Here is a 22,791-nt window from a genome sequence, read left to right as displayed (position 1 = left end):
AACCAATGAAAAAAATATTAAACAGTCTGTTTTCAATCACTTTAGTGATGCTTGTGCCTTTTAAGGTAATGGCATCTTGGTATGAAGTCACAGGCGTTGCCACCATCGTTTCTTCAGAAGAGACGGCAAGGCTCCATGCGTTGGAAGACGCGCTGTTCAAAGCCGTCAATTTTTCGGGCGCAGATATTGGCAGTATTAGCAACTTGATGCCGCTGTTAGAAGAAAGCCGCAACGAATACCAGTTTACCAATCATGAAGTCCGTTACATTTTGGTCGAGTCTGAACGCAAACGTCGCGGTAAAGTCGAGGTAAAAATCCGCGTTGATATTTATCCATCGGCAACGGGTTGCCACACCGATCAATACAAAAAGACAATGCTGGTCGGCAATATTGAGGTCGCATCACCACAACAAGCAGTGATGGGACAAATTTATCAAGTTGGTGACGATTTTAGCCACGTAGTGAACCGTCAACTTGATCAAACCTCACGCAGCTTTGTGTCTGTTGGTACAACGGACTACTCAATAAGCAGCAACTATCCTGCTCGCACTCAAATGATCGCGCAAGACAATGGCGCACAATACATCATTGGAGGGGTCATTACCGATCTCACTGCAACGGTCGAATCTCAACTATTGCAAGATGACATCATCAATCGTCAGTTTGCGTTAGAAATGAAAGTATTTGATGGTAAAACTGGCCATGAAATCTTCAACAAAGCCTACCGTGAGGTCGCGCGTTGGCCATTTGCTAAGACGAGTCAAGTGGACACTCGTAGTGCACGTTTTTGGGCATCGACCTATGGCGAGATGATGCTTCGCGTTAGTCGCAATATTATGTTGGATCTGGAGTCGGAGCTATCTTGCAAAATTACACTGCCAGAGGTTGTGGCAGTCTTCGGTAATACCGTAACGATGGATCTCGGCCGTATGCACGGCGTAAAAGAGGGAGACAAATTGCAGCTTTGGCACACCGCGTCGTTTATCGACCAAAATGGATTGCCAAGAAACAAAGTCTCGCAAAGCGAAATTACATTAACGGTATCACGCATATACGAACACGAAGCGGAACTGACGATTGATCAGCCAAATTTAGCATCTAGCGTTCAAATTGGCGACGTAATGAACAAGATCCTATAAAAGCAAACATTAAGTCTTGAGATATGCTCACTTTTGAATATCATAGGCAGCGCATCTTATTTGATTATACCAATGACCGTAGCGAATCGTTCAACGTGATGCTGATACAGATCTGGTAGATTGCTAGATTTGAACTCAGTAAAACAGTGCAATGAACTGCAACTATTGGTATTACGCCCCCATGGCACAGCTGGATAGCGCAGTCCCCTCCTAAGGGACAGGTCGTAGGTTCGAATCCTACTGGGGGAGCCATATCATAGCCTTAGCTCCCACTTGAGCTAAGGCTTTTTTGTATCTTCAATTTCAAGCCTCGCACTGCTCCCCCTAGTACACCGTGTTAGATAATCTTCCCAGTAATCAATATGATCGGATCGGGTGTTTCGGTTACGGGATAAACCCTTCTACTGATCTGACTTCTTCCCCTTGAAATCATTTCAACAAGCCCTATTTACAGTTTTGTATTTTATTACTTTAATTATCTATGAGTTTTGCTTACCCTTTTAGCTATTAATAAAATTATTAGTTAGCACTATGTCTAAGAGCAATTTAATAACTAACACTGGACACCGCTTTATTTCTAAAGGCAAGACAGCCTTTAAGATACATATCCATACCCCCGAGGATACGGTACTACACCGCTCGGTAGGATTTGTTCGTATTGGAGAAAAGAAAGGCTTACAAAAAGCCATTAAGCTGAGAAACGAGTTAGGCCGGCAAATGTGGGGCAAATTCTGGCGACGTCTTTTGAAAGACCCTTACCTAATGACTAGGCTTCCACATAGCGTTGAGCCTAAAATCGTTCACAAGCCTAACCCTACTCTTGAAAACCCTGACAACCGAGATACGTGTTACATCGCCAAGTGGCGAGAGTTCAATGATGACGGTGAGTATAAATATAAAACGGTGGTTCGCTCTATTAGTAAGTACGGCAAACTTGCCGCCTACATGCAAACCAAAAAAGCGTTGTTAGAAGCACATAAAGATAACTTGGAGATCCTGACATTTATGGGGCGTTTAAACAGCATTGATCTTAAGTAATACCTGGCCACTTTGAACATTTCAGTCAGTTTTTTGAAGAGAAATAAAAAGCCCCAAAGAGCGAACTCTTTGGGGCTTTCAGCTTCAGTCTTCTATACTACGGTCGAATAGGAGCTTATTGCTGAACTTGGTATTCAAATTCTGGAACAACGACTTCTACGCGACGGTTTTGTTGACGACCTTCACGAGTGTCGTTTGAAGCGATTGGGTTGTTTTCACCTTCGCCACGAGCTTGGATACGTGATGAATCAATACCTTTTTCAACGAGTGCGTTAGCAACAGACTCAGCACGTTTTTCAGAAACTTTTAGGTTGTAAGCTGCTGGACCAGACGTATCTGTGTAACCTACAACTTCAACGTTCGCTTGTGGGTGCTCGTTTAGGAAAGCAACTAGGTTATCAAGTTTTGCAGCGCTCTCTGGTTTTAGAGTTGTGCTGTTTAGATCGAAGCTACCTGTGCCAATTGTTTGAGTTTCGAATGTTTTCGTAACTACAACTGGCTCTTCTACCACTTCTTCTACAACCACTTCTTCAACAACAACTGGCTCTTCTACGATTACTGGCTCATCGTTGCCGCCGAATTTGAAAGAAACACCTAGTGTTGCAGTGTTACCTGTCGCACGAGTTACATCGTTGCTGATGTCAGTCAGTGTTTGGTATTCCGCACGAGCTGTTACGTTTTGGCTTAGGTTGAATTCAAGACCAGCTGCGCCTAGGTAAGAGTAATCATCTTTGCCATCAAACATTACGTAAGCGCCACCCACTTTACCGTAAAGTGCGATGTCTTCAGTGATTGGTAGGCTAAATTTAGGAGCAAGAGTGATTGCTTCTACGTGGCCACCGAAAGAAGTTTGGTTAAAATCACCGATGTTGTCGAAACCCGCTTCTACTGCGAAGTATTTATTCATTTCGTAACCAACAAAAGCGCCAAGAGTAGAATCGTCTTTGTCACAAGCCTGGCCCGCTACACACGCGTCTTCCATCCATGACTTACCCATCTTACCACCAACGTATACTTCTGCTTGTGCTGCTGAAGCCATAAGTAGAGACGCTGAAATTACCGCTGCTAATTTTTTCATTATTGATTCCTCTAAAGAAGTTCTTTTGTTAGATGCCGAAATGCGCCGTCTGACTGACGTTGTATTTCAATTCTTTTTATTCATTCCTTGAGTGAGATACTTAGTCAGCTTCTTTTTATGCACATGCATTTTTTTTATGGAAGCAACTTACGTACATTTCCTGTTCAGTGATACATATCGCCATCTCGGTATCGCTGACGGGATGAACTATAACGCTAAGAAATCGCGAGAAAAATCCCAATTCTGTCAATTTATTGTCATCAAAAATCTCGACAACATGTGATCTTAAGCAAAAAAATCCCCACGCAATCACAACGCAAACGTTTGCTTTATTTTTTGAAACAACATAGCTAAAGCAAAGGTTTTTTCTTAAAAATGAGACAAACAAAATGGAACTTTAAGGAACATGGATAAAAATCAATCAGATATTTGATATATAATCGCTCGTTTTTTATTCATGCCAACGATATTTGGATTAAAAAATCTTATCCATATTGAGGTAAATTACAGGTGAAACCATCTCTTCATTCACCAATATGAGAGAAAGTTTCTCGTTATCTAAATTGAAGATACAAAAAAGCCGCGGTTGCTCACCGCGGCTTTGTGACTATTTATTCAAAAGAACGTTCAGTTCAAAGCAATTATGCGTTTGCTTCACGCTCAGCAATGAACTCAAGCGCCATCTTAATGCGAGCAATACAACGCTCTTTTCCAACCAGCTCCATGACTGCATCGACAGAAGGAGACTGACCGCCTCCTGTTACAGCAACACGTAATGGCATACCGATTTTGCCCATGCCGATTTCCAACTCTTCACATACTGCTGCGATAACGCCATCTTTGATGTTAGCTGTCGTCCACTCAGTTAGTGCTTCCACTTTCGCTAATGCAAGTTCTAGAGGCTCTTTAGCCACGCCACGTAGATGTTTCTTCGCTGCGCCCGCTTCAAACTCAGAGAAATCTTCATAGAAGTAACGGATTTGCTCAGCTAGCTCAACTAGCGTGTTGCAACGCTCACCCACTAGCTTGATCACGTCAGTGATAGCAGGACCATTCGTTACGTCTAGTTTTTGTTGATCTAGATGCCATTGTAGATGCTCAGCAACGTACGCAGGGTCTGAGTTCTTGATGTAGTGGTTGTTCAACCATTGCAGTTTATCAGTGTTAAAAGCAGACGCTGACTTAGATACTGCGTTTAGGCTAAATAGATTGATCATCTCTTCTTGAGAGAAGATTTCTTGGTCACCATGAGACCAACCAAGGCGCACTAGGTAGTTGTTTAGTGCCGCAGGCAGGTAACCCATATCGCGGTATTGCATGACTGATACAGCGCCGTGACGTTTAGACAGTTTCGCGCCGTCATCACCCAGGATCATTGCACAGTGTGCAAATGTAGGTACTGGCGCACCTAGTGCTTCGTAGATGTTGATTTGACGAGGGGTGTTGTTGATGTGGTCTTCGCCACGAACAACGTGAGTGATACCCATGTCCCAGTCATCCACTACTACACAGAAGTTGTAAGTAGGTGAACCGTCAGTACGACGAATGATTAGGTCATCCATTTGATCGTTGCGGATTTCAATGCGACCACGGATTTGATCATCAAATACTACGCTGCCTTCTTTCGGGTTACGGAAACGGATAACACATGGATCGCCATCTTTTGCCGCTTCGTTTGCTGCTTTGATTTTTGGATGGTTAGCATCGTAGCGAGGCATTTCTTTATTTGCTTCTTGCTCTGCACGGATTTCATCTAGCAGCTCTTTAGACGCGTAACATTTGTAAGCTTTGTCTTCAGCAAGAAGCTTATCAACCATTTCGTTGTAACGGTCAAAACGTTGAGTTTGGTAGTAAGGACCTTCATCCCACTCCAAGCCTAGCCATTCCATGCCTTCAAGAATTGCATCAACCGCTTCCTGAGAGTTACGCTCAAGGTCTGTATCTTCGATACGTAGAACGAATTCACCACCTTGGTTTTTAGCGTATAGCCAAGAGTAAAGTGCAGTACGCGCACCACCAACGTGTAGATAGCCAGTTGGGCTAGGAGCAAAACGAGTTTTAACCGTCATTTGAGTTCCTTAGGGGTAATGAGCAACGAGAGATCTCTCGTTGTAATGTCAAGGATAAAAGTGGCGACATTTTACCACCGTAAGTCAATTCTACAATCGGTTTGACAACAGAAATAAAAACAGGGCAGAACCAAAAAGGCACAGTCCTGCTATTTACTGTTAAAGCACGAGACGAAATTACTTCAGGTTACGCATTGCCCATTGCATAAATTCTTGCTGCTCTTCACGGCTCAATTCATTAAACGATGCTTTGATTGTTTTGGTTTCCGCTGGAGAAGACGCAATGCTTGCCTTAGTCGATTCTTTATTCATTGCGTTATTATAGTCGGCAACTTCTCGTTCGTAATCACGAAAACCTTGCAAACCACCTTTACGAAGTTGAACCATAGAGAATGCCACTTCTTTTCCGTTTTTGTCTTTCAATACCACTTTAGGATCGAGTTCGAAGGCTCTCGCCTCTTCAATAGTACGGAATGTTTGATAAGTCAGAGAAAGCTCGGTGTCTTTTTCTGCATCAAACTCTAATACCAGCGGCTGCGAATCGAATTTACGGCGCTTTCCATCTTCAAATACAATTTGTCCAACCGTTACCGCTAATTGGTTTTCCCCATCCTTTAACTCGATGCTGTTGTTCTTGGATATCCACTCAGGGTAGACGAACTCGCCGTTGAGAACGCGAGGAACTAATTCAGATTGCAGAGTGAGTTGAGCAGCAAAAGCTGGCGCCGAAAGCATTGCGCAAAGTCCTAGAAGTGTCGTTGTTTTTTTCATCATGGTTTCTCACTTTATACCAATTTAGATAAGCCTCTAAAATTTACAGGCCAGTCATTTCAAAGGCTTATTTGAATAAGTATCAAGATAAAAAGGGCGTTTCCGCCCTTTTAGCTGCTTCTTTAGTTAGAAGTAGTATTCAACACCTACAGAGAACTCGTCGTAGTCAGCAGACTTCCAACGTGCTTCTGTTGGTTTATCTAATTGAGACGCACCGTCGCCAAAGTCTAGAGTACGAGCACGTACGTACAGCACTGCCGATGGGTCTACGAAATACATAACTTGTGCTGATAACACATCGTCCGCTGTATCGTTAATTTTCTTACCATCACGCTCGAGATCAAAGTTAGCGGCGTAAGCCAGTTTGTATTGCCAATCACCCGTCGTGTACATGATAGCGGCAGACATTGCATCTTGCTTTTCACTCACACCATTGCTTGCGTCCGCTTCCATGTATTTGTATTGCGCAAAGAAAGAGATCCCGTTATCAAACCAGCCTTGTGCCCCTACCAAGTACGTGTTGTTTTCCCACGTTTGGCTTTCCATCTTTATATTACGGTTACCTTCATATGCCGCATCTAACTGGATAGGACCAATTTTGTAGTGTGCTGCAATACCACCCCAGTAGTCATCCCCTTCACCTAGACCTGCTTTATCACCTGCACCAGCTGCGATATCTAGGGAGAATTTGTCAGCAAACATTGGAGAGTCCCAGCGGATAGTGTTTGATTGACGGTCTTGGTACTTGGCGCCTCCAATAGCACCACCCCAGTCGTATACATCGCCGAGACCAGGGTTAGATGCTGGCCAGTCAACCAATTCGTACATAGGTGTCAAAACGCGACCCAGACGAATTTGACCCCAAGATGCACTTTCAAAACCGACGAATGTGTCACGTTCACCAAGACCTGCGCCCTCGCCACCAAAGCTAGGGTCTACATAACCGCCTTCGATTTGCCAAATAAAAGTAGGGTCGAAGTTAGCAAATTGTTTTTTACCACGGAAACCAATACGAGATTCGTTGTTTAGCTGCATGCCACCCAAATCATCGTCCGTTGCTTTGCTGCCAGAATCGTAATCGCGGTACGCGGCCTGCATCGCGATGATCCCGTAAACTTCATAAGAAAATGAATCTTTGGTTAGAAACTCTTTTGCTGCGTCACTGTTTGCACCATCAGCAAATGCAACACCACTGAACATCATGCCGGTAATTGCCGTGGCAAGTAGGCTTTTCTTTAGGTAAGACATTATAAACCCCTATATTTTTAGTTTTTTCCATTTTCAAATTCACTAACTAGGACATGGCAGGAACTTGAAACAGTGTTTGGACGGGGCAAATATGACAAACTTTTTTCGCACTAAAAAACTTTCCCTACAGCAATCTGAGCGACTTCAAAATGAGAAGATCAAAAATAAAATAAAATAATAAAAAACAATTACTTAACATCAAATATAAAAAATAAAAAACGTTAAAAGTACGTTTTGACACTGAACTGACATTGAGAGTATCTAAAAAACGTGAGCGACTTCATTCATCTTTTAGGTGTTTTAACGGAACTTTATATTCAAAGAGAAAAAACCTTGAGATCACTCGCAAGTAAAATGACCGTGCACTTGTGGGATTCGAGAGATTTTGACGAAATTGTTGTGAGTAGCAAATGGGTATTGACCTTACCCTTGCAGGAAGGTTTAAGCTCATGGCATCACTACTATTGAGGTGCAGATTATGTATCAGTTAGTTATACCTTTATCAGGGCTCAACTGCATGGGCTGTGCGAGAAAAGTTGAGAAGGCTTTACATGCAAATCACGATGTGGAGATCCTCAATTTGTCCCCGACGCAAGTAGAGGTCAAAACCGAGTCTTCTCTTAAAGAGCTCGTCTCGTCGATTGAATCTCTTGGTTACCAAGCAGGAAATCACTACGAACTAAACCTTTCAGGCTTAAGCTGTGGCGGTTGCGTCAAAAAACTTTCATCTTTATTAGAATCTAATCAAGACGTTATTTCTTTTGAGGCTTCAACAACGCACTTAGAGATTCGTACCCTCCTCTCCGAGCAACAAGTGATCGACTTAATAGCAACACTCGGCTATACCGCCAACCTTGATTCTGTTGAAGTAGAGAACGAAAGCTCACCAGAGACCGAACAGGTAGAACAGCAAAGCAATATTAAAGATACGCAGGTGCCACCAGCGAGTATTCAATTGCAAATGCTGATTCAAGGCATGACGTGTGCGAGTTGCGTATCTTCAGTAGAGAAAGCACTTACTAACGTAGAAGGCGTTGAGAAAGCACAGGTCAACCTTGCAGAACAAAGCGCACTAATATTCGCAAGCCAAGACTCTGATGACCTCCTTAACGCAATTGTTGAATCGGTAAAACAAGCCGGTTACCAAGCAGAGATCCTACAAGACGCCGCAACCCAGCAAGAAAAGCAAGCACAGCAACAACGTCAGCAACAAAAACGCTTTAAACTGGATGCTATTGCTGGCCTTGTCGTCGGTGCCCCTTTAATGATTTGGGGCGTAGCTGGCGGCAATATGATGATTCGCAACACCAACGACCAATTAGCTTGGGGCGCGATCGGTATCGTATGTTTACTCCTTCTTGCCACAGCAGGGAAACACTTCTTCAGTAACGCTTGGTTAGCAGCTACTCACAAGCGCGCCACCATGGACACGTTAGTCGCGCTCGGTACTGGCGCAGCGTGGCTCTATTCGATGCTTGTGGTGATTTTCCCAGACTGGTTCCCTCTTGCTTCACGCCACGTGTACTTTGAAGCGAGTGCAATGATCATCGGCTTAATTTCTCTTGGTCACTATATAGAAGCAAAAGCCAAAGCAAACACAACACGTTCCTTACAAGCGTTGATTAACCTGCAACCTCAGCAAGCTACGGTAATTACGGAACAAGGCGACCAAAAAATCGCGGTTGAGCAAATCACGTTAGGCATGAAACTGCGTATCAAACCAGGCGAGAAAGTGCCTGTTGATGGCGTTGTGATTCAAGGTGAATCATACATTGATGAGTCGATGCTCACTGGTGAACCAGTACCAGTATTAAAAGCACAAGAGGCTCAAGTGTCTGCCGGGACATTAAATACCGATGGTGGATTAGTCATTGAGGCAACGGGTATTGGCGCAAATACCATGCTGGCTCGTATCATCCGCATGGTGCGCACAGCGCAAAGCAGTAAGCCTGCCATCGCGAAACTGGCAGACCAGATTTCATCGGTGTTTGTCCCTGTCGTTGTTGGCATAGCAATACTGGCCGCGCTCGTTTGGTTTGCCGTTGGCCCAGAGCCAAAAGCGAGTTATATGCTGGTGGTCACCACAACCGTCCTGATCATCGCCTGCCCTTGCGCTCTAGGCTTAGCAACCCCGCTTTCTGTCACGGTGGGAGTGGGTAAAGCCGCAGAGCTCGGCATTCTAATCAAAGACGCCGACGCCCTGCAATTGGCAAGCAAAGTCGACACGGTTGTGTTCGACAAAACTGGCACGCTTACCCAAGGTAAACCTAGCGTTCAGAAAGTGTTTACTCACGCCACCAGCCAAGAAAATCTATTGGCTTTAGCGTATGCGGCAGAGCGTCAGTCTGAGCACCCACTGGCAAAAGCGGTATGTGATTACGCCAAACGACACGACGCAAAGGATGTCTCATTAGACAAGTTTGAGAACGTTCGCGGGCGCGGCATTTGGGCGACGTATCAAGATAAACCGCTACTCATTGGTTCGCTTCAATTTATGCAAGCAGAGAACGTCGAGACCAGCGCACTAAAACCTGCCATCGATGAATGCGCAAAAAATGCGTGGACTCCGGTAGCTGTGGCATTGAACGGCGAACTGATCGGTCTGATCGCCATTGCCGACCCGATCAAATCAGATGCGAAGCAAGCGCTCTCTGCATTAAAATCGCAAGGCATCAAAACGGTAATGCTGACGGGCGATAACCAACACGTTGCCAATACTATCGGCCAAGAACTTGGTATTGATGAAGTGATTGCCCAAGTAATGCCAGATGAGAAAGCTCAGCACATTGAGCAACTTCAATCTCAAGGACATGTCGTGGCAATGGTGGGGGATGGCATTAACGACGCCCCTGCTCTCGCGTTATCCAACCTAGGTATTGCCATGGGTAGCGGCAGTGATGTCGCCATTGAAAGTTCGCAAATGACCATCCTGAACACGTCACCAATGGCGGTAGTACATGCGATTGAACTCTCTCGCGCTACACTTAAAAACATGAAGCAAAACCTATTTGGTGCCTTTGTTTACAACTCGTTGGGTATTCCAGTTGCCGCTGGTGTGCTTTACCCAGCGTTTGGATTTTTGCTCAGTCCTGTTGTCGCAGGAGCGGCAATGGCACTGTCTTCAATTACTGTCGTTAGTAATGCAAATCGACTACGACTGTTTTCAGTAAAATAACCACTTCTTTTTGAGGGTATTATGAAGTTGAAACTATTGACCTTTGCAATGCTTGCGACCGTGTCCGCCAACGTATTGGCAGCCGATGTCATTAACCATAAATCGCCATACTGTGGCTGTTGTGGAGAATGGACAAAACACATGGAAGAGAACGGCTTTACGGTCGAAGAAAAATTGCACGATGACATGAACGCCATCAAACGCGATCTAGGCATCAAGAATGAACAGCTTTACTCTTGCCACACGGCAGAGATCAACGGCTATCTGTTTGAAGGTCACATTCCAGCCGAAGACATTAAAGCGTTTTTGAAAAATCCACCACGTAACGCAAAAGGCCTATCAGTACCAGGCATGCCAATGGGCTCCCCTGGTATGGAATATGGCGACAAAAAAGACAGCTACACCGTTTACGCCTTTAACGAAAAAGGCCAAGTGTTCGAATATAGCCACCACGAAGGCAACGACCAATAAAAACAAAGCCCAGCGAGATAAACCGCTGGGCTTTTTCTTAATGGACAGTTAAGACAAATATAAAATTAGAAGCCGTAAGAGGCACCAAATACAAAAGCGTTATTCACTAGGCTGTCACCACTCGCGTTTTCTGCACCGTGTGCTTGACTACGGAACTCAAAGTAAGGTTGAACACCTTTACGAGTCCACGTTGCACGAAGCTCGTGGTCCATGGTTTCCGCTTCAATCATGTAGACGTTGTTGTAGCTTAGCGTCACATCCTCATTCATCACGTAACCGATGCGGTTGTCCATGCGGTAATCTGTATCCGCATCTGCGTCTGTCGCATCAATGTGCGCACGAGTACGGTTACTTAAGGAGATGCCGTTATCGAAGTTGTAACCGATCTTAACCAATGGACGGTACTGTACATTCTCGCCAGCAGAGAACAGGTGTTGGTAACCCGCGGCAACCCATAAATGATCGGTAATATTAAATGACTGCTCACCACCCACAGTGATTGCTGGTGTTGTGTTACCTGCGCCACCGTTTTCTGTTTCCAGTTTACCCAACTGAATACCATCAAATTCGGTGTAAACCGTAAAGCCGCCGAATTGGTTATCAAAAGTATGACCAGCTTCCAGTGTAGACGTAACGTCCGAACCATGAATTCGACCATCATCGTGGAATTGAACATTACCTGTTACGTAAGAAGAACCAGCAAAAGCGCTAGAAGCGAAAGCGAGAGAAAGAGCACTCAGTGCAAAAATGTTTTTCATAATTACTGCCTTTATTTATTCACGTTATGCGATAGTTTTAGAGGGCATCTCTTCCCTTTTATCGCAAACTTTGGAATGTGCCTCCTTGGCGTTCGCAATATTGTTTTAATTAATTCGCGATGGAAAATAAAACATTTTAAAAAGTGATCTTGTTCAAACCGAGCTCAACAACCCTGATAAAAACATCGGAAATACAGGCACTTATTGTATTTTTATAAAATTATTCAAAAAATAGAAGTGTGATCATAAACAGGTTGTTTATTGATATTTAGCAGATTAAGTCGATCCAGTTCACAATAACCTTGACCATTACAACCAAAAACTTATTTATCAATGAAAAATAATTAGACATCGATCACGCTTAATTTCCTCAAAAAATAAAGAAAGCCCCAACATGATGTTGAGGCTTTGCCAAAAAATTAACTTACAAGAATCGAGTTATTTCACGCTGGTCACTCGACTTGCTTTCTCACCGGTTGCTGACACAGAACGGATAAACACTTCACCTTTCACATTTGGACGAGCATTATCTGCGTAAGTTAGCCAGTTCTTGCCGTCTAGAGAGTATTGAAGCTTCACACCCGGGAACTGAACGTTCATTGCCAGTTTACCCTCTTCAACTTTCGCGCCTGGTACAGGTAGGCGGTAGTCGATACCCGCTTTTTCTAGCTTAGCCAGTTCGCGTTGGCCAAGTAGGTTCGCAAAGCGGTTGTAGTCTTGGTTTAGCGCAGCTTTGTTTACTAGGTTAGAGTTTTGCGAGTATTCAACACCCACTTTGTAGTCGTTTTCCCAATCAGCACGGTGCCATGCACGTTCAGCGGCTGCCAGTACGCGAGGGAATACCATGTACTCGTATTGCTCGTCGTTACGTACTGTCTCAGACCACAGCTGTGCTGATAGACCATAGAAAGGTTTCGCTTTGATTTCACCTTTACCAGTGAAGCCGTTACCATCGCGGTCTACAGAGGTTTCTGCGTTCTGAGGCATGTTCTCTGGTGCAAAACCAAACATCTTACGAGTATCTGTTGCACGCGTCGCCCAGTAGTAACCACGCTCTTTCGGGTCAACTTCGTACGGCATGTCCATGTATACGTAGTCTGGGTTAGAAACGATAACGTCGTAACCTTTCTTAGACCATTCGTACACTGATGATGTGCCACCCCAGTAAAGAACGTCCCAGAAGTTAACACGTGTGTTTTCTGTTGCGAACGCTTTCTCACCTTCACTGTACTTAAGGCCATCTTGCCAAGCTTGGAAGTTTGGAATGCCTTTCTCTGCCACCATCTTCGACACTTCTTCTGCAAAGTGGCTTGGTAGATGAGCAAAATCGCTTACCGTACCGTCTGCAATTAGCGTCTGACATTGTGGTGACTGTGCGAATGGCTTGTCTTGCTTAGACAAATCAATGTTACCCTTCCAGCTTACTTTGTCTTCTGCGTTAATGTCTTGCAGACCAGCGCCTAACTTGATGTTCTTCGCTTCATCACCACCGAAGTGCCATGTTGTTAGCGGCGTACCCGCTTCTTGGTGCATTGCTGCTACTTCTGAAATCACTTTATCAACAAAGCGAGTTGAAGATTCCATACATGGGTTGATGAAGCTTTGCTTGTTGTAGAACTGAACCGTCGTTACGTTCGATGTATCTTGAGGATCCATCAGGCGGTACTCGTTCGCTTCTGCTTCTTTACCTTCTTCCATTAGACGGTCGTAACGTGCTTCCATTGATACCACTGCTGCACGAGCGTGTGCTGGCATATCGATTTCAGGAATCACTTCGATGTTACGCGCTTTCGCGTACTTCAAGATGTCCACGTAGTCTGCTTTGCTGAAGAAGCCAGAACCAAAGTTGTCTGTCGTTGCACCTGAGCCAAGCTGAGGCAGTAAACAGCTTTTCTCTTCCAAATCGAAACAACGGTTAGCGCCAACTTCAGTCAGCTCAGGCAGACCCGGGATTTCTAAACGCCAGCCTTCATCATCCGTTAGGTGAAGGTGTAGTTTGTTCATCTTGTACGCGGCCATTTGGTCAAGCGTTGCAAGAATCGCGTCTTTAGAGTGGAAGTTACGAGCCACGTCCACCATCACACCACGGTAATCAAAACGCGGCGCATCTTTAATAGACAGTTGTGGTAGAGAATCAGCATTTTGGCTATCTACCAGGCCAAAGATAGATTGTACTGCGTAGAAAGCACCTGCTTGGTCAAACGCTTTAATCGCAATACCGTCGCCTTTGATGCTCATTTCGTAAGCACCAGATTTTGCCAATTCACCGGTGAAGTCTGCAGGAACAACAGTGATGCTTACAGGAAGATCACCACGAACATCCACACCTACCACTTCTGCACGATCTTGGATTACCGCGTATTGAGTTGCATCGAAAGCGGCTTTAGGCAGCGCAATACCCGCCGCGATATCTACCGTACCGTTACCTGCTTCAACAGACAGTGGCGTTGGTAGTAACGTGGTTGATACGTCTTGTTTTACTAGGTCTTCGTTCTTCTCGAAACGAGACACAGCGCTCGCAAATACGTTGTTGTCATCTGGCGTACGTTTTAGGTTGTTACCCTCAAGGCCAGTCACGAAAGATGCAACGTCTTCTGTGTTAAGAGAAGCGATCATCTTAGGCTCTGCATTTGGTGCAGCAACGAAAGCGCCTGGCATGAAGTCGGTTTCAAAGAGCTGCCAGTATTCAGCAACAAGAGGAAGCACAACCTCTTCACCCGCAGCAAAACCATCAAACTTATCTGTTGGTTCTAGTTTGTGTAGATCACCCGTTACGCGAGAGATTTTAAACTGTTCGTTTTCAACATCCAGAATCAGACGAATGCTATGGAAGTAAATAGCCCAATCTTTTGAGTCAACCGCTTCACCTTGGTTAACCAGCGTCATGTTTACCTTGTTACAAGACGCCCACTCAGCCCCTAAGTCCTGACAAGCAAGACCTTCGTTTGCACCGTGGTTAGTCAACACTTGGTATTGAATATCAAGATTATTAGCCAACGAATTTACAACTTGTTGTTCAGAGCTTTGCAGCGCAGAGCAACCTGCTAATGTAGTGATAACAGAAACAGCAATCAGACTAGGTTTAAACATCTTACTTCCCCAAAAAAGTCAGTGGTTCAAAACGACAATGATAAAAATCTCGGCCCCTCAAATGCGAGGTACCTAACCGTTACATTCAACATACAACCTGTTATTTCTAAGCGTAAAATAAATAGAAATAGGAAGTGATCCAGCTCAAAAAATGACACTCAGCAAAAACAATAAAAACCTAATTTTCATGGAGTTACAATACACGTCAAAATCGAACAACTTGTTTTGACGAGTTTGCTGCGATCTAGGTCACTTATATTCATGAGTTACGACTGATTTTGTAAGATTTGGATCACGCCTAATTATTTTGTGAACCATTAGTAAGCGAATTACCTATTTACCTTTCGTGAAGTGACTCTCATTTATTCGTCGTCAAAACTCGTCAATATTTTTAGAAATGACGATTTTGTCGAATACCCCACTGGAGAAATTGCACTTAACCTCACGCTATTTTGCGTATAAAGTTTAAAGGTATCTTATCTGAGGACCATTCTATGTTTCGTCTCTTGACGCTAATATCATCTCTACTTGTTACTTTGACTCCTTTTTCCTCTTATGCAGAGCCACAGCATTGGTTAGCGAAAAAAGGGGAAACCGAACTTATGATTATTGGCTCGGTACATGTGGGGGATAAAACGATGTACCCACTCCCTAGAACGGTCATCCAGCATTTAAGCCAAAGCGCAGGGTTGATTATTGAAGCAGACGTCAGGAATTCTGAAGGCTTGGTTTACCCACAAACAACCATTCTTTCTAAAGATGTTTTAGACAGAGCTCAACGTCGCCACTTAATTGAAATTGCCCAAGATTTAGGTTTACCAGAAACTCAACTCCTAAATTCCCCACCTTGGATGGCGGCATTCACCATCCAACTCGCTTTAGTCAACAAACTGGGGTATGTCTCTGATAAAGGGGTCGACATGCACTTAATAGGACTCGCTGATAAAAAGCAAATCCCGGTCATTCCACTGGAGTCCGTGCAATTCCAAATCGATTTAATCGCAGGTCAATCAGAAGGCGGTAAAGAGATACTTCTCTCATCAATTGAAGAATATGATGGCGGAGAAGAGTTGGTTCAATGCTTGATAGAGAGTTGGAAGAGTGGTGATGGTAGCATGTTGGTCGAAGCCTCTTTGACCGATCATACAACAGAAGAGTTTAACCAAGCCTTTTTATACGAGCGTAATCGAGATTGGGCTAAAAAACTCGACACTGGCAGTGTTCTACCTCAGCAATCGGGTCGTTACACCGTTGTTGTTGGTGGCTTGCATTTAGTAGGTAAAGATAACCTGATTGAACTGCTTAAAAATCGGGGATTTAACATCAAACCACTGGGTAAGACGCGCCAAGCAAATTGTGATATCTAGTGATTGTTTGAAAAATGCCATTTAAATACAATTATTTAAATACAACCATTTAAAATTCATTCAAACTTTCTTATAAAACGCCGTTAAGCTAAGTGGATACAAAACAACTCATATGAAATTTAAATATTTATTCCTATACACGATTGGAATTATGCTCACTTCTTCGCTGTCTTATGCTAAACCGCCATGCAACGTAGAAGCTTTTCAAGCTATTGATATAACTCCGGAAGTAAAAGGCGGTGTTTTAGATAAAGAGAGTGGTCAATTTCTTATTACCGAAAAACCAATGATGCGTTGCGCGAACATCACGTTTTCAACAGCCCACACTCGAAATCGCGTTGCACATATGATGAACCAAGGCTTTGAAGCGGTTTACTATGATGGAAACACAAGCAAATCTCACTCATTAACGTTTGATGAAGACGATTTAAAAGCGGGTTACGTCAAGATTGGTCCAAATCACCCAAAGACCGCTTATGTCCGCTTCACTACTTCTGAAACTCCTATCAATACTATCTCGTGTGACATCAAGTAATAAATTTACTCACTCTAAAAAATGAAAAGGCCCTACATTTCTGTAGAGCCTTCCTCTCAATACGTGTCGGTGAAGTGCCATATTCGAACATCAGGCGAACCCCAATTTGATTCGATACTATTGAAGTCTAAAATTACTAGCGCTAAAAACGACGAAAGCCTGCTCATTGAGCAGGCTTTCTAAAAGTGGTCGGTGAAGAGGGATTCGAACCCCCGACCCTCTGGTCCCAAACCAGATGCGCTACCAAGCTGCGCTATTCACCGAGATGTTTAACTGAGGAATTGTCCCCGTCAACGAATGCGTATATTACGGATTCTGAACTGTGGCGCAAGTGCTTTTTACAAAAAAACCTTAGGTCTTAATTCGTTTGATGAATAACTGAACACTAGCACGTAAAATGTGACTGATAACTCACAACAAAATACAGTTTATTAACCTTAGCAACATAATTGATCCAGATCAGTGTGCAACAAGACACCGCCATTTAGTTTATTCCTGTCGGGAACATCTTGGAGGAAACGTATGGACTTTTGGCTTGATCTCCTATTTGGTAATGCAGTGGGTCTATCGTCAATGATAGTAATTTTTGGGGCAATTGGTCTGATGTTATTTTACGGCGGTTTCTTCATATACAAGATCATGAACGACAAATCTCCTCACTAGATCTCGCTTAGCTCTAGAAACGCTTTGCACCGGAGTCGGTTACTTGCCTACTCCGGTTTTTTATTTGATCTCAATGCACCACTCATTGATATAATCCTATTATTCTTCCCTGTTCTTAATGAGATTACTGCTATGTCTCACGACGACGATTTTGATCTATTTCAACAGATGATGGGCGATGTAAAGCCAATCACTCAAGACACCACCGAACACAAAAAAGTACACCAAGTAACAGAAGCACAGCTCGCAAAACGCGAAGCAGCAATCTGGTTAACGGAAGATGACCCAGAATACCTATCACTTGATCACGCTGAAATGCTCAAGCCAGAGGACTTTGTTGAGTTCAAACGTGATGGTGTACAGGACGGGGTTTACCGCAAACTTCGCCTTGGTAAGTATCCAATCCAAGCTCGCTTGGGTTTGCACCGTAAAACATTGAAAGAAGCACGTGATGAAGTCGTGACGTTTTTAAAGCAATGCCTATCAATGGACATTAGAACGGTCGTTATCGTCCATGGTCGAGGAGAACGCTCAAATCCACCTGCAATGATGAAAAGTTTTGTTAGCAGTTGGCTACGACAAATAAAGGAAGTCCAATGCTTCCATAGTGCGCAACGCTTTCACGGTGGAACTGGAGCCGTTTACGTCCTACTTAGAAAAAGTGCGGAAAAGAAATTAGAAACCCGCGAACGTCACCAAAAACGGTTAGGCTAAATTTCACCCTAATGCTAGAATGCCCGCCCTTATTCTTCCTTCCCCTTAAAGGAAGGGAGCTTCATTCGCCGTTGTGAAACGTTAGGAGACAAAAATGTCACAAGACAACGCTAAACGATTAAATAAATTCATCAGTGAAACGGGGTTTTGCTCACGCCGTGAAGCAGACAGACTGATTGAGCAAGGCCGTGTCACCATTAATGGCAACAAACCTGAAATGGGGACAAAAGTGCTACCTGGTGATGATGTTTGTGTGGATGGTAAGCCAGTGGCAGCAAAAGAGAAGCCGATTTATATCGCTCTCAATAAACCAACAGGCATCACCTGTACAACTGAGAGAGACGTCCCTGGAAACATCGTTGATTTCATCGGCCATCAAAAACGTATCTTTCCGATCGGCCGCTTAGACAAACCCTCTGATGGTCTGATCTTTTTGACCAACGATGGCGATATCGTCAACAAAATCCTCCGTGCTGGCAACAGCCACGAAAAAGAGTACGTTGTGCGCGTGGACAAACCGATTACAGGTGAGTTTCTCAAACAGATGTCGAGCGGCGTTAAGATTCTCGACACAGTCACCCTACCTTGTAAGGTAACGAAAGAAACTAAATTCTCTTTCCGTATTGTGCTCACTCAAGGACTTAACCGTCAGATCCGTCGCATGTGTGAAGCGCTGGGCTATGAAGTATTCAAGCTGCGTCGCGTACGCATCATGAATATCTCTCTTGATGGTATTCCGAATGGAAAATGGCGTTACCTAAGTGACGAAGAAGTGGCAGAGATCCTAGCAATGTGTGAAGGCTCTGTAGGTACAGAAGAAGCATCAAAAACAGACTCTAGAGGTCGCAACATTCGTAAAGCGACCGACGCGAAGCTGTTTGATAGCCGTGAAGAAAACCAAGATTCTACTGCTCGTCGTAACCAGAAGACACGAACTTTCCGCGGTAACAATGCTGATGAATTCCGTCATGCACCAAACTCGAAAAAAGGTCAACAAAAGCGTCGTCAGCGTGATGATGAAGGCGGACGTCCAGCTAAAGAACATTACAAAGCGAAACCACAAGGTGAACGCAGCAGACCGCAAGGCGAGCATGGTAAATCACACCGTAAACCAGATGCATCGAGCAATACGCATTCAGCAAACAAGCCTCAATCACCGAGTAAGCCTAAGCAGCATTACATGAACCCAAATGCCGCGAAACCAAGTAAACCAGCTAAACGCACTGGTGGTACATTGAGTCTGAAGAAGTAACGCTTCACTGACAGGCAAGATCAAAAAAGGACGCTCATGAGCGTCCTTTTTATTTGTCATGAGTTTACAAACAAAGAGGTGCAAACTGACCGCGAGTTAAGTTCAGCAAATCTCTCGGGGCTAACTCAATTTCTAAACCACGTTTACCAGCACTCACACAGATTGTGTCTTGCTCTACTGCGCTTTCGTGCAAAAAAGTAGGTAAGGCTTTCTTCTGCCCTAGTGGGCTAATTCCACCAACGACATAACCTGTGGTCTTTTGCGCGATTTCCGGATCAGCCATATCGGCCTTTTTGCCCTTCGCTGCTTTCGCCGCCAGTTTTAGGTTCAGCTTTTGATCAACAGGGATAATCGCAACCGCAAGGTTCTTTGGCTCCCCGTTCAAGCAGAACAACAAGGTTTTAAATACTGTTTTCGGATCCTGCCCCAGTACTTCAGCAGCCTCCAAGCCATAACTATCGGCTCTAGGGTCATGCTCATACTGATGAATCGTGTGTGGAATTTTTTTCTTTTTCGCAAGATTAATGGCCGGAGTCATCAAGATTCTCCTCATAAAAACAAAAAGCGCAGACTGAATTGGATCTGCGCTTTTAGTTAATGATATCAGCGAGTTTGAGTCAATCGCTTTTTCTCTGTTGGGTTACTGATCAATCGCCGTATCAACTAAATACGTGATTTCACCTGAAGGGGCATACTCATTAACATCAATAGGGCTGTGTGTTTCTAAATAATCCTTCAGAACCTCAGCATCGGTAAAACCTGTATTTACATACCCTGGATGATCGTCGATTTTAGGGTAACCATCTCCACCAGCAGCATTATAGCTTGGTACGGTAAAGCGGTAATTACCATCTAAGCGAAGTTGCTTATTACCAATGAACACATTGGTTACCTCACCATTATTGATACTCATCGCAATGCCGGCAAACTGTGCATAAGCCCCAGAGTCAACAGGCTTAGTTGCAACGACATTTAGATAATCTAATACCTCTTTACCCGTCATATCAACGTAAGAAACCATATTGCCAAATGGCTGAACAGTGAGCACGTCTTTATAAGTAATATCACCCGCAGCAATCGAATCTCGAACACCACCAGAATTCATTACAGCGAAATCTGCTTTCGCACGTTCCATGTGAGCCGTTGCAATTAATCGACCTAAGTTTGTTTGCTGGTAACGAACCACATTGCGGTCACCCTCAAGCTTACCGTTAGATTCTGCAATCTTCACGTTTAGCTTGCCCTGACCTTTTTCTTGATAAGGACGAAGAAACTCAAGCATCATTTCGTCTTGTTTAATCTCTTCTTGGATAAAGACTCGTTGCGACTGCCCATCAACTTTAACTTTCTTTTTCAAGTTTACAGGGATCAGATCGTAGCTCACCATCGAGAGTTCGCCATTACGAAACTCGTAATCGGCGCGTCCCACATATTTCCCCCACTCATGTGCCTGAACAATAAAGGTACCATTTTGTTTATCGGGCTGACATTCATCACCTGGTTTAAAGTTCTTTTTGATAACGTTTGGACCTTCCATGCACACAGGTTCTTGTGAGTGTCCTCCAACGATCATGTCGAGATCGCCGTCATTCAAATAACGAGCTAACGCCACATCGCCAGGAGCATTGATGCCTCTATTACCATTTTCATAGTGTCCCATATGCGTGACAGCAAAAATCAGATCTGGATACTCTGTCTCTTTCAGTTCTGCAATCAACTTCTTGGCTTCTTCTTTTGGGTCACGGAAGTCAATTTGTTCAATGAACTCAGGGTTGCCAAGTTTCGCTGTGTCTTCGGTTGTAAGACCAATGACCGCAATTTTAATGCCCTGCTTGTTAAACATCGCGTATGGTTGGAATAAACGCTTGCCAGTATTTTTATCGTAAATATTGGCAGACAACATCGGAAAGTTTGCCCACTCTTGCTGCTTGAATAGCACATCCAATGGATTATCAAACTCATGATTACCTAGAGCCATCGCATCGTAACCAATTTTGCTCATGCCTTTGAAATCCGGCTCGGCATCTTGTAAATCAGACTCAGGTACTCCTGTGTTGATGTCACCACCAGAAAGCAATAACACGCTCCCCCCCTCAGCCTGTATTTCTTCGCGCAAATCATCGATTAACGTTTTACGCGCCGCCATGCCATATTCACCGTATCGATTTTGCCAAAAGCGACCATGATGATCGTTAGTGTGCAATACGGTCAATTTATAGGTTGTATCGGCATTCCAATCTGGTACAGGTTGCGTAGCACACCCAGCTAACGAGGCCAAGATAGCGGCACTCAAAACAGTTTTGATCATCAGACGCTGATTCATTTATTTACCTTTTTCTTATTGGGATTACTGACGCACATTTTAAGCATTGGATCTATTTGAAAACCACGTGCACCCTAACACATTGATTTAATAATTATGATGCATTGTTTAGCAATAACAAATTCATCAGTAACAAGTTTGAGAATTCACGGCTTTTCAGATAAAAAAATAGCCAACATCGGTTGGCTATAGTATTTGTTACCACCAGTCATCTGGCGTTTACTTGATATCTATATCTGCAAAGCTCTTGATCAGATCATCAAGCGATTTCATTTGTGCTAAGAATGGCTCTAACTTGTCTAGAGGCAGTGCAGATGGGCCATCACAACGCGCTTGGTCTGGGTTTGGGTGCGCTTCGATAAATAGACCTGCGATGCCTGTCGCTAGACCCGCTTTAGCAAGCTCAACTGTCTGCTCACGACGGCCGCCAGATGCTGCGCCTGATGGGTCACGCATTTGTAGTGAGTGCGTTACGTCAAAGATGATTGGGCTACCTTTCGAAGCATTTTTCATCACACCAAAACCAAGCATGTCTACAACTAGGTTATCGTAACCGTGGCAAGAACCGCGCTCACATAGGATGATCTTGTCGTTACCGCATTCTGCGAACTTCTCAACGATGTTACCCACTTGACCAGGGCTCATAAATTGAGGTTTCTTCACGTTGATAACCGCACCTGTTTTAGCCATAGCTTCAACAAGGTCAGTTTGACGAGCTAGGAATGCAGGAAGCTGAATAACGTCTACCACGTCAGCGACAGGTTGAGCTTGTGCTTCAGTGTGAACGTCCGTGATGATCTTTACACCAAAAGTGTCTTTCAGCTCCTGAAAGATTTTCATACCTTCTTCCAGACCTGGACCACGGTATGAATGAACAGAACTGCGGTTTGCTTTGTCAAACGACGCCTTAAATACGTAAGGAATACCAAGTTTTTCCGTTACTTTTACGTAGTGCTCACAGATCTGCATCGCAAGATCACGAGACTCAAGAACGTTCATACCTGCAAATAGGGTGAATGGCTTGTCGTTAGCAACCTGAATGTCGCCGATATTAACGATTTTCTGTTCCATTTTGATTCTCTTTTTCTGTCCACGATACG

Annotated in this window: 18 protein-coding genes and 1 tRNA gene; 9 read left to right on the top strand and 10 right to left on the bottom strand. The window is 44.1% G+C overall.

Annotated elements, in window-relative coordinates; all coding sequences use genetic code 11:
• Nucleotides 1-5 precede the first annotated feature (5 nt).
• Both H9L11_RS10895 and H9L11_RS10890 read left to right on the top strand, forming a co-directional pair.
• Nucleotides 6-1,139 carry a flagellar assembly protein FlgT gene (locus tag H9L11_RS10895; protein WP_005382012.1) on the top strand — a complete coding sequence of 378 codons (1,134 nt, stop codon included), beginning with the start codon at nt 6-8 and terminating at the stop codon, nt 1,137-1,139.
• Nucleotides 1,140-1,670: 531 nt separating this feature from the next.
• On the top strand, nt 1,671-2,177 hold the full coding sequence (locus H9L11_RS10890) for a hypothetical protein (protein ID WP_005382011.1): 507 nt from the start codon (nt 1,671-1,673) through the stop codon (nt 2,175-2,177).
• Nucleotides 2,178-2,292: 115 nt separating this feature from the next.
• Here the strand turns inward: H9L11_RS10890 and H9L11_RS10885 are convergent, their stop codons facing one another.
• From H9L11_RS10885 to chiP, 4 genes are all read right to left on the bottom strand, one after another.
• Nucleotides 2,293-3,255 carry an OmpA family protein gene (locus H9L11_RS10885; RefSeq protein WP_005382010.1) on the bottom strand — a complete coding sequence of 321 codons (963 nt, stop codon included), beginning with the start codon at nt 3,253-3,255 and terminating at the stop codon, nt 2,293-2,295.
• A gap of 641 nt (nt 3,256-3,896) precedes the next feature.
• Nucleotides 3,897-5,324, bottom strand: a complete 1,428-nt coding sequence (gene gltX, locus H9L11_RS10880; RefSeq protein ID WP_005384075.1) for a glutamate--tRNA ligase — start codon at nt 5,322-5,324, stop codon at nt 3,897-3,899.
• A 177-nt stretch (nt 5,325-5,501) separates the two neighbouring features.
• Nucleotides 5,502-6,098: a DUF2057 domain-containing protein gene (locus tag H9L11_RS10875; protein WP_005382008.1), complete on the bottom strand. Its 597-nt coding sequence runs from the start codon at nt 6,096-6,098 to the stop codon at nt 5,502-5,504.
• Nucleotides 6,099-6,221: 123 nt separating this feature from the next.
• Complete coding sequence (gene chiP, locus H9L11_RS10870; RefSeq protein WP_017819978.1) at nt 6,222-7,343, bottom strand: chitoporin; 1,122 nt, start codon at nt 7,341-7,343, stop codon at nt 6,222-6,224.
• Nucleotides 7,344-7,821: 478 nt separating this feature from the next.
• Between chiP and H9L11_RS10865 the strand changes: the two genes are divergently transcribed.
• The gene (locus tag H9L11_RS10865; protein WP_205390749.1) at nt 7,822-10,518 is read left to right on the top strand and encodes a copper-translocating P-type ATPase; all 2,697 of its coding nucleotides are present in this window, start codon (nt 7,822-7,824) and stop codon (nt 10,516-10,518) included.
• Nucleotides 10,519-10,539: 21 nt separating this feature from the next.
• Complete coding sequence (locus H9L11_RS10860; protein ID WP_005382005.1) at nt 10,540-10,989, top strand: DUF411 domain-containing protein; 450 nt, start codon at nt 10,540-10,542, stop codon at nt 10,987-10,989.
• A gap of 65 nt (nt 10,990-11,054) precedes the next feature.
• Here H9L11_RS10860 and H9L11_RS10855 read toward each other — a convergent pair whose 3' ends face one another.
• Nucleotides 11,055-11,747, bottom strand: a complete 693-nt coding sequence (locus tag H9L11_RS10855) for an oligogalacturonate-specific porin KdgM family protein (protein ID WP_005382004.1) — start codon at nt 11,745-11,747, stop codon at nt 11,055-11,057.
• Nucleotides 11,748-12,185: 438 nt separating this feature from the next.
• Nucleotides 12,186-14,837 (bottom strand): beta-N-acetylhexosaminidase, encoded by a 2,652-nt coding sequence (locus tag H9L11_RS10850; RefSeq protein ID WP_205390748.1) that lies wholly within the window; start codon nt 14,835-14,837, stop codon nt 12,186-12,188.
• 494 nt (nt 14,838-15,331) lie between these two features.
• Here H9L11_RS10850 and H9L11_RS10845 point away from each other — a divergent pair, with 494 nt between their 5' ends.
• Together H9L11_RS10845 and H9L11_RS10840 are read left to right on the top strand one after the other, a co-directional pair.
• Nucleotides 15,332-16,204: a TraB/GumN family protein gene (locus tag H9L11_RS10845; RefSeq protein ID WP_005382001.1), complete on the top strand. Its 873-nt coding sequence runs from the start codon at nt 15,332-15,334 to the stop codon at nt 16,202-16,204.
• 112 nt (nt 16,205-16,316) lie between these two features.
• Nucleotides 16,317-16,739 carry a hypothetical protein gene (locus H9L11_RS10840; RefSeq protein WP_064377054.1) on the top strand — a complete coding sequence of 141 codons (423 nt, stop codon included), beginning with the start codon at nt 16,317-16,319 and terminating at the stop codon, nt 16,737-16,739.
• Nucleotides 16,740-16,925: 186 nt separating this feature from the next.
• Here H9L11_RS10840 and H9L11_RS10835 read toward each other — a convergent pair.
• Nucleotides 16,926-17,002 (bottom strand) — tRNA-Pro (locus H9L11_RS10835).
• A gap of 259 nt (nt 17,003-17,261) precedes the next feature.
• Between H9L11_RS10835 and H9L11_RS10830 the strand changes: the two genes are divergently transcribed.
• The 3 genes from H9L11_RS10830 (at nt 17,262) to rluF (ending at nt 19,368) form a co-directional block, all read left to right on the top strand.
• A complete protein-coding gene (locus tag H9L11_RS10830; protein ID WP_005382236.1) occupies nt 17,262-17,402 on the top strand; it encodes a DUF3149 domain-containing protein in 141 nt (46 codons plus the stop codon).
• A 132-nt stretch (nt 17,403-17,534) separates the two neighbouring features.
• Nucleotides 17,535-18,116 (top strand): DNA endonuclease SmrA, encoded by a 582-nt coding sequence (smrA, locus tag H9L11_RS10825; protein ID WP_064377053.1) that lies wholly within the window; start codon nt 17,535-17,537, stop codon nt 18,114-18,116.
• 94 nt (nt 18,117-18,210) lie between these two features.
• Entirely contained in the window at nt 18,211-19,368 is a 1,158-nt protein-coding gene (gene rluF, locus H9L11_RS10820) for a 23S rRNA pseudouridine(2604) synthase RluF (protein ID WP_064377052.1), read from the top strand.
• Between the two features lie 64 nt (nt 19,369-19,432).
• On the opposite strand, the gene ybaK is transcribed toward rluF, so the two are convergent.
• From ybaK to kdsA, 3 genes are all read right to left on the bottom strand, one after another.
• Nucleotides 19,433-19,906 carry a Cys-tRNA(Pro) deacylase gene (gene ybaK / locus H9L11_RS10815; RefSeq protein WP_064377051.1) on the bottom strand — a complete coding sequence of 158 codons (474 nt, stop codon included), beginning with the start codon at nt 19,904-19,906 and terminating at the stop codon, nt 19,433-19,435.
• A gap of 102 nt (nt 19,907-20,008) precedes the next feature.
• Nucleotides 20,009-21,691: a bifunctional UDP-sugar hydrolase/5'-nucleotidase UshA gene (gene ushA / locus H9L11_RS10810; protein WP_064377050.1), complete on the bottom strand. Its 1,683-nt coding sequence runs from the start codon at nt 21,689-21,691 to the stop codon at nt 20,009-20,011.
• Nucleotides 21,692-21,910: 219 nt separating this feature from the next.
• Nucleotides 21,911-22,762, bottom strand: a complete 852-nt coding sequence (gene kdsA / locus H9L11_RS10805; RefSeq protein WP_005384095.1) for a 3-deoxy-8-phosphooctulonate synthase — start codon at nt 22,760-22,762, stop codon at nt 21,911-21,913.
• Between the last annotated feature and the right edge of the window lie 29 nt (nt 22,763-22,791).

Source organism: Vibrio sp. sp1 (assembly GCF_016920955.1).
GTDB classification, from domain to species: domain Bacteria; phylum Pseudomonadota; class Gammaproteobacteria; order Enterobacterales; family Vibrionaceae; genus Vibrio; species Vibrio alginolyticus.
The sequence above is the reverse complement of the archived record's forward strand: the minus strand, read 5'-3'. Positions and strand labels throughout refer to the sequence as shown.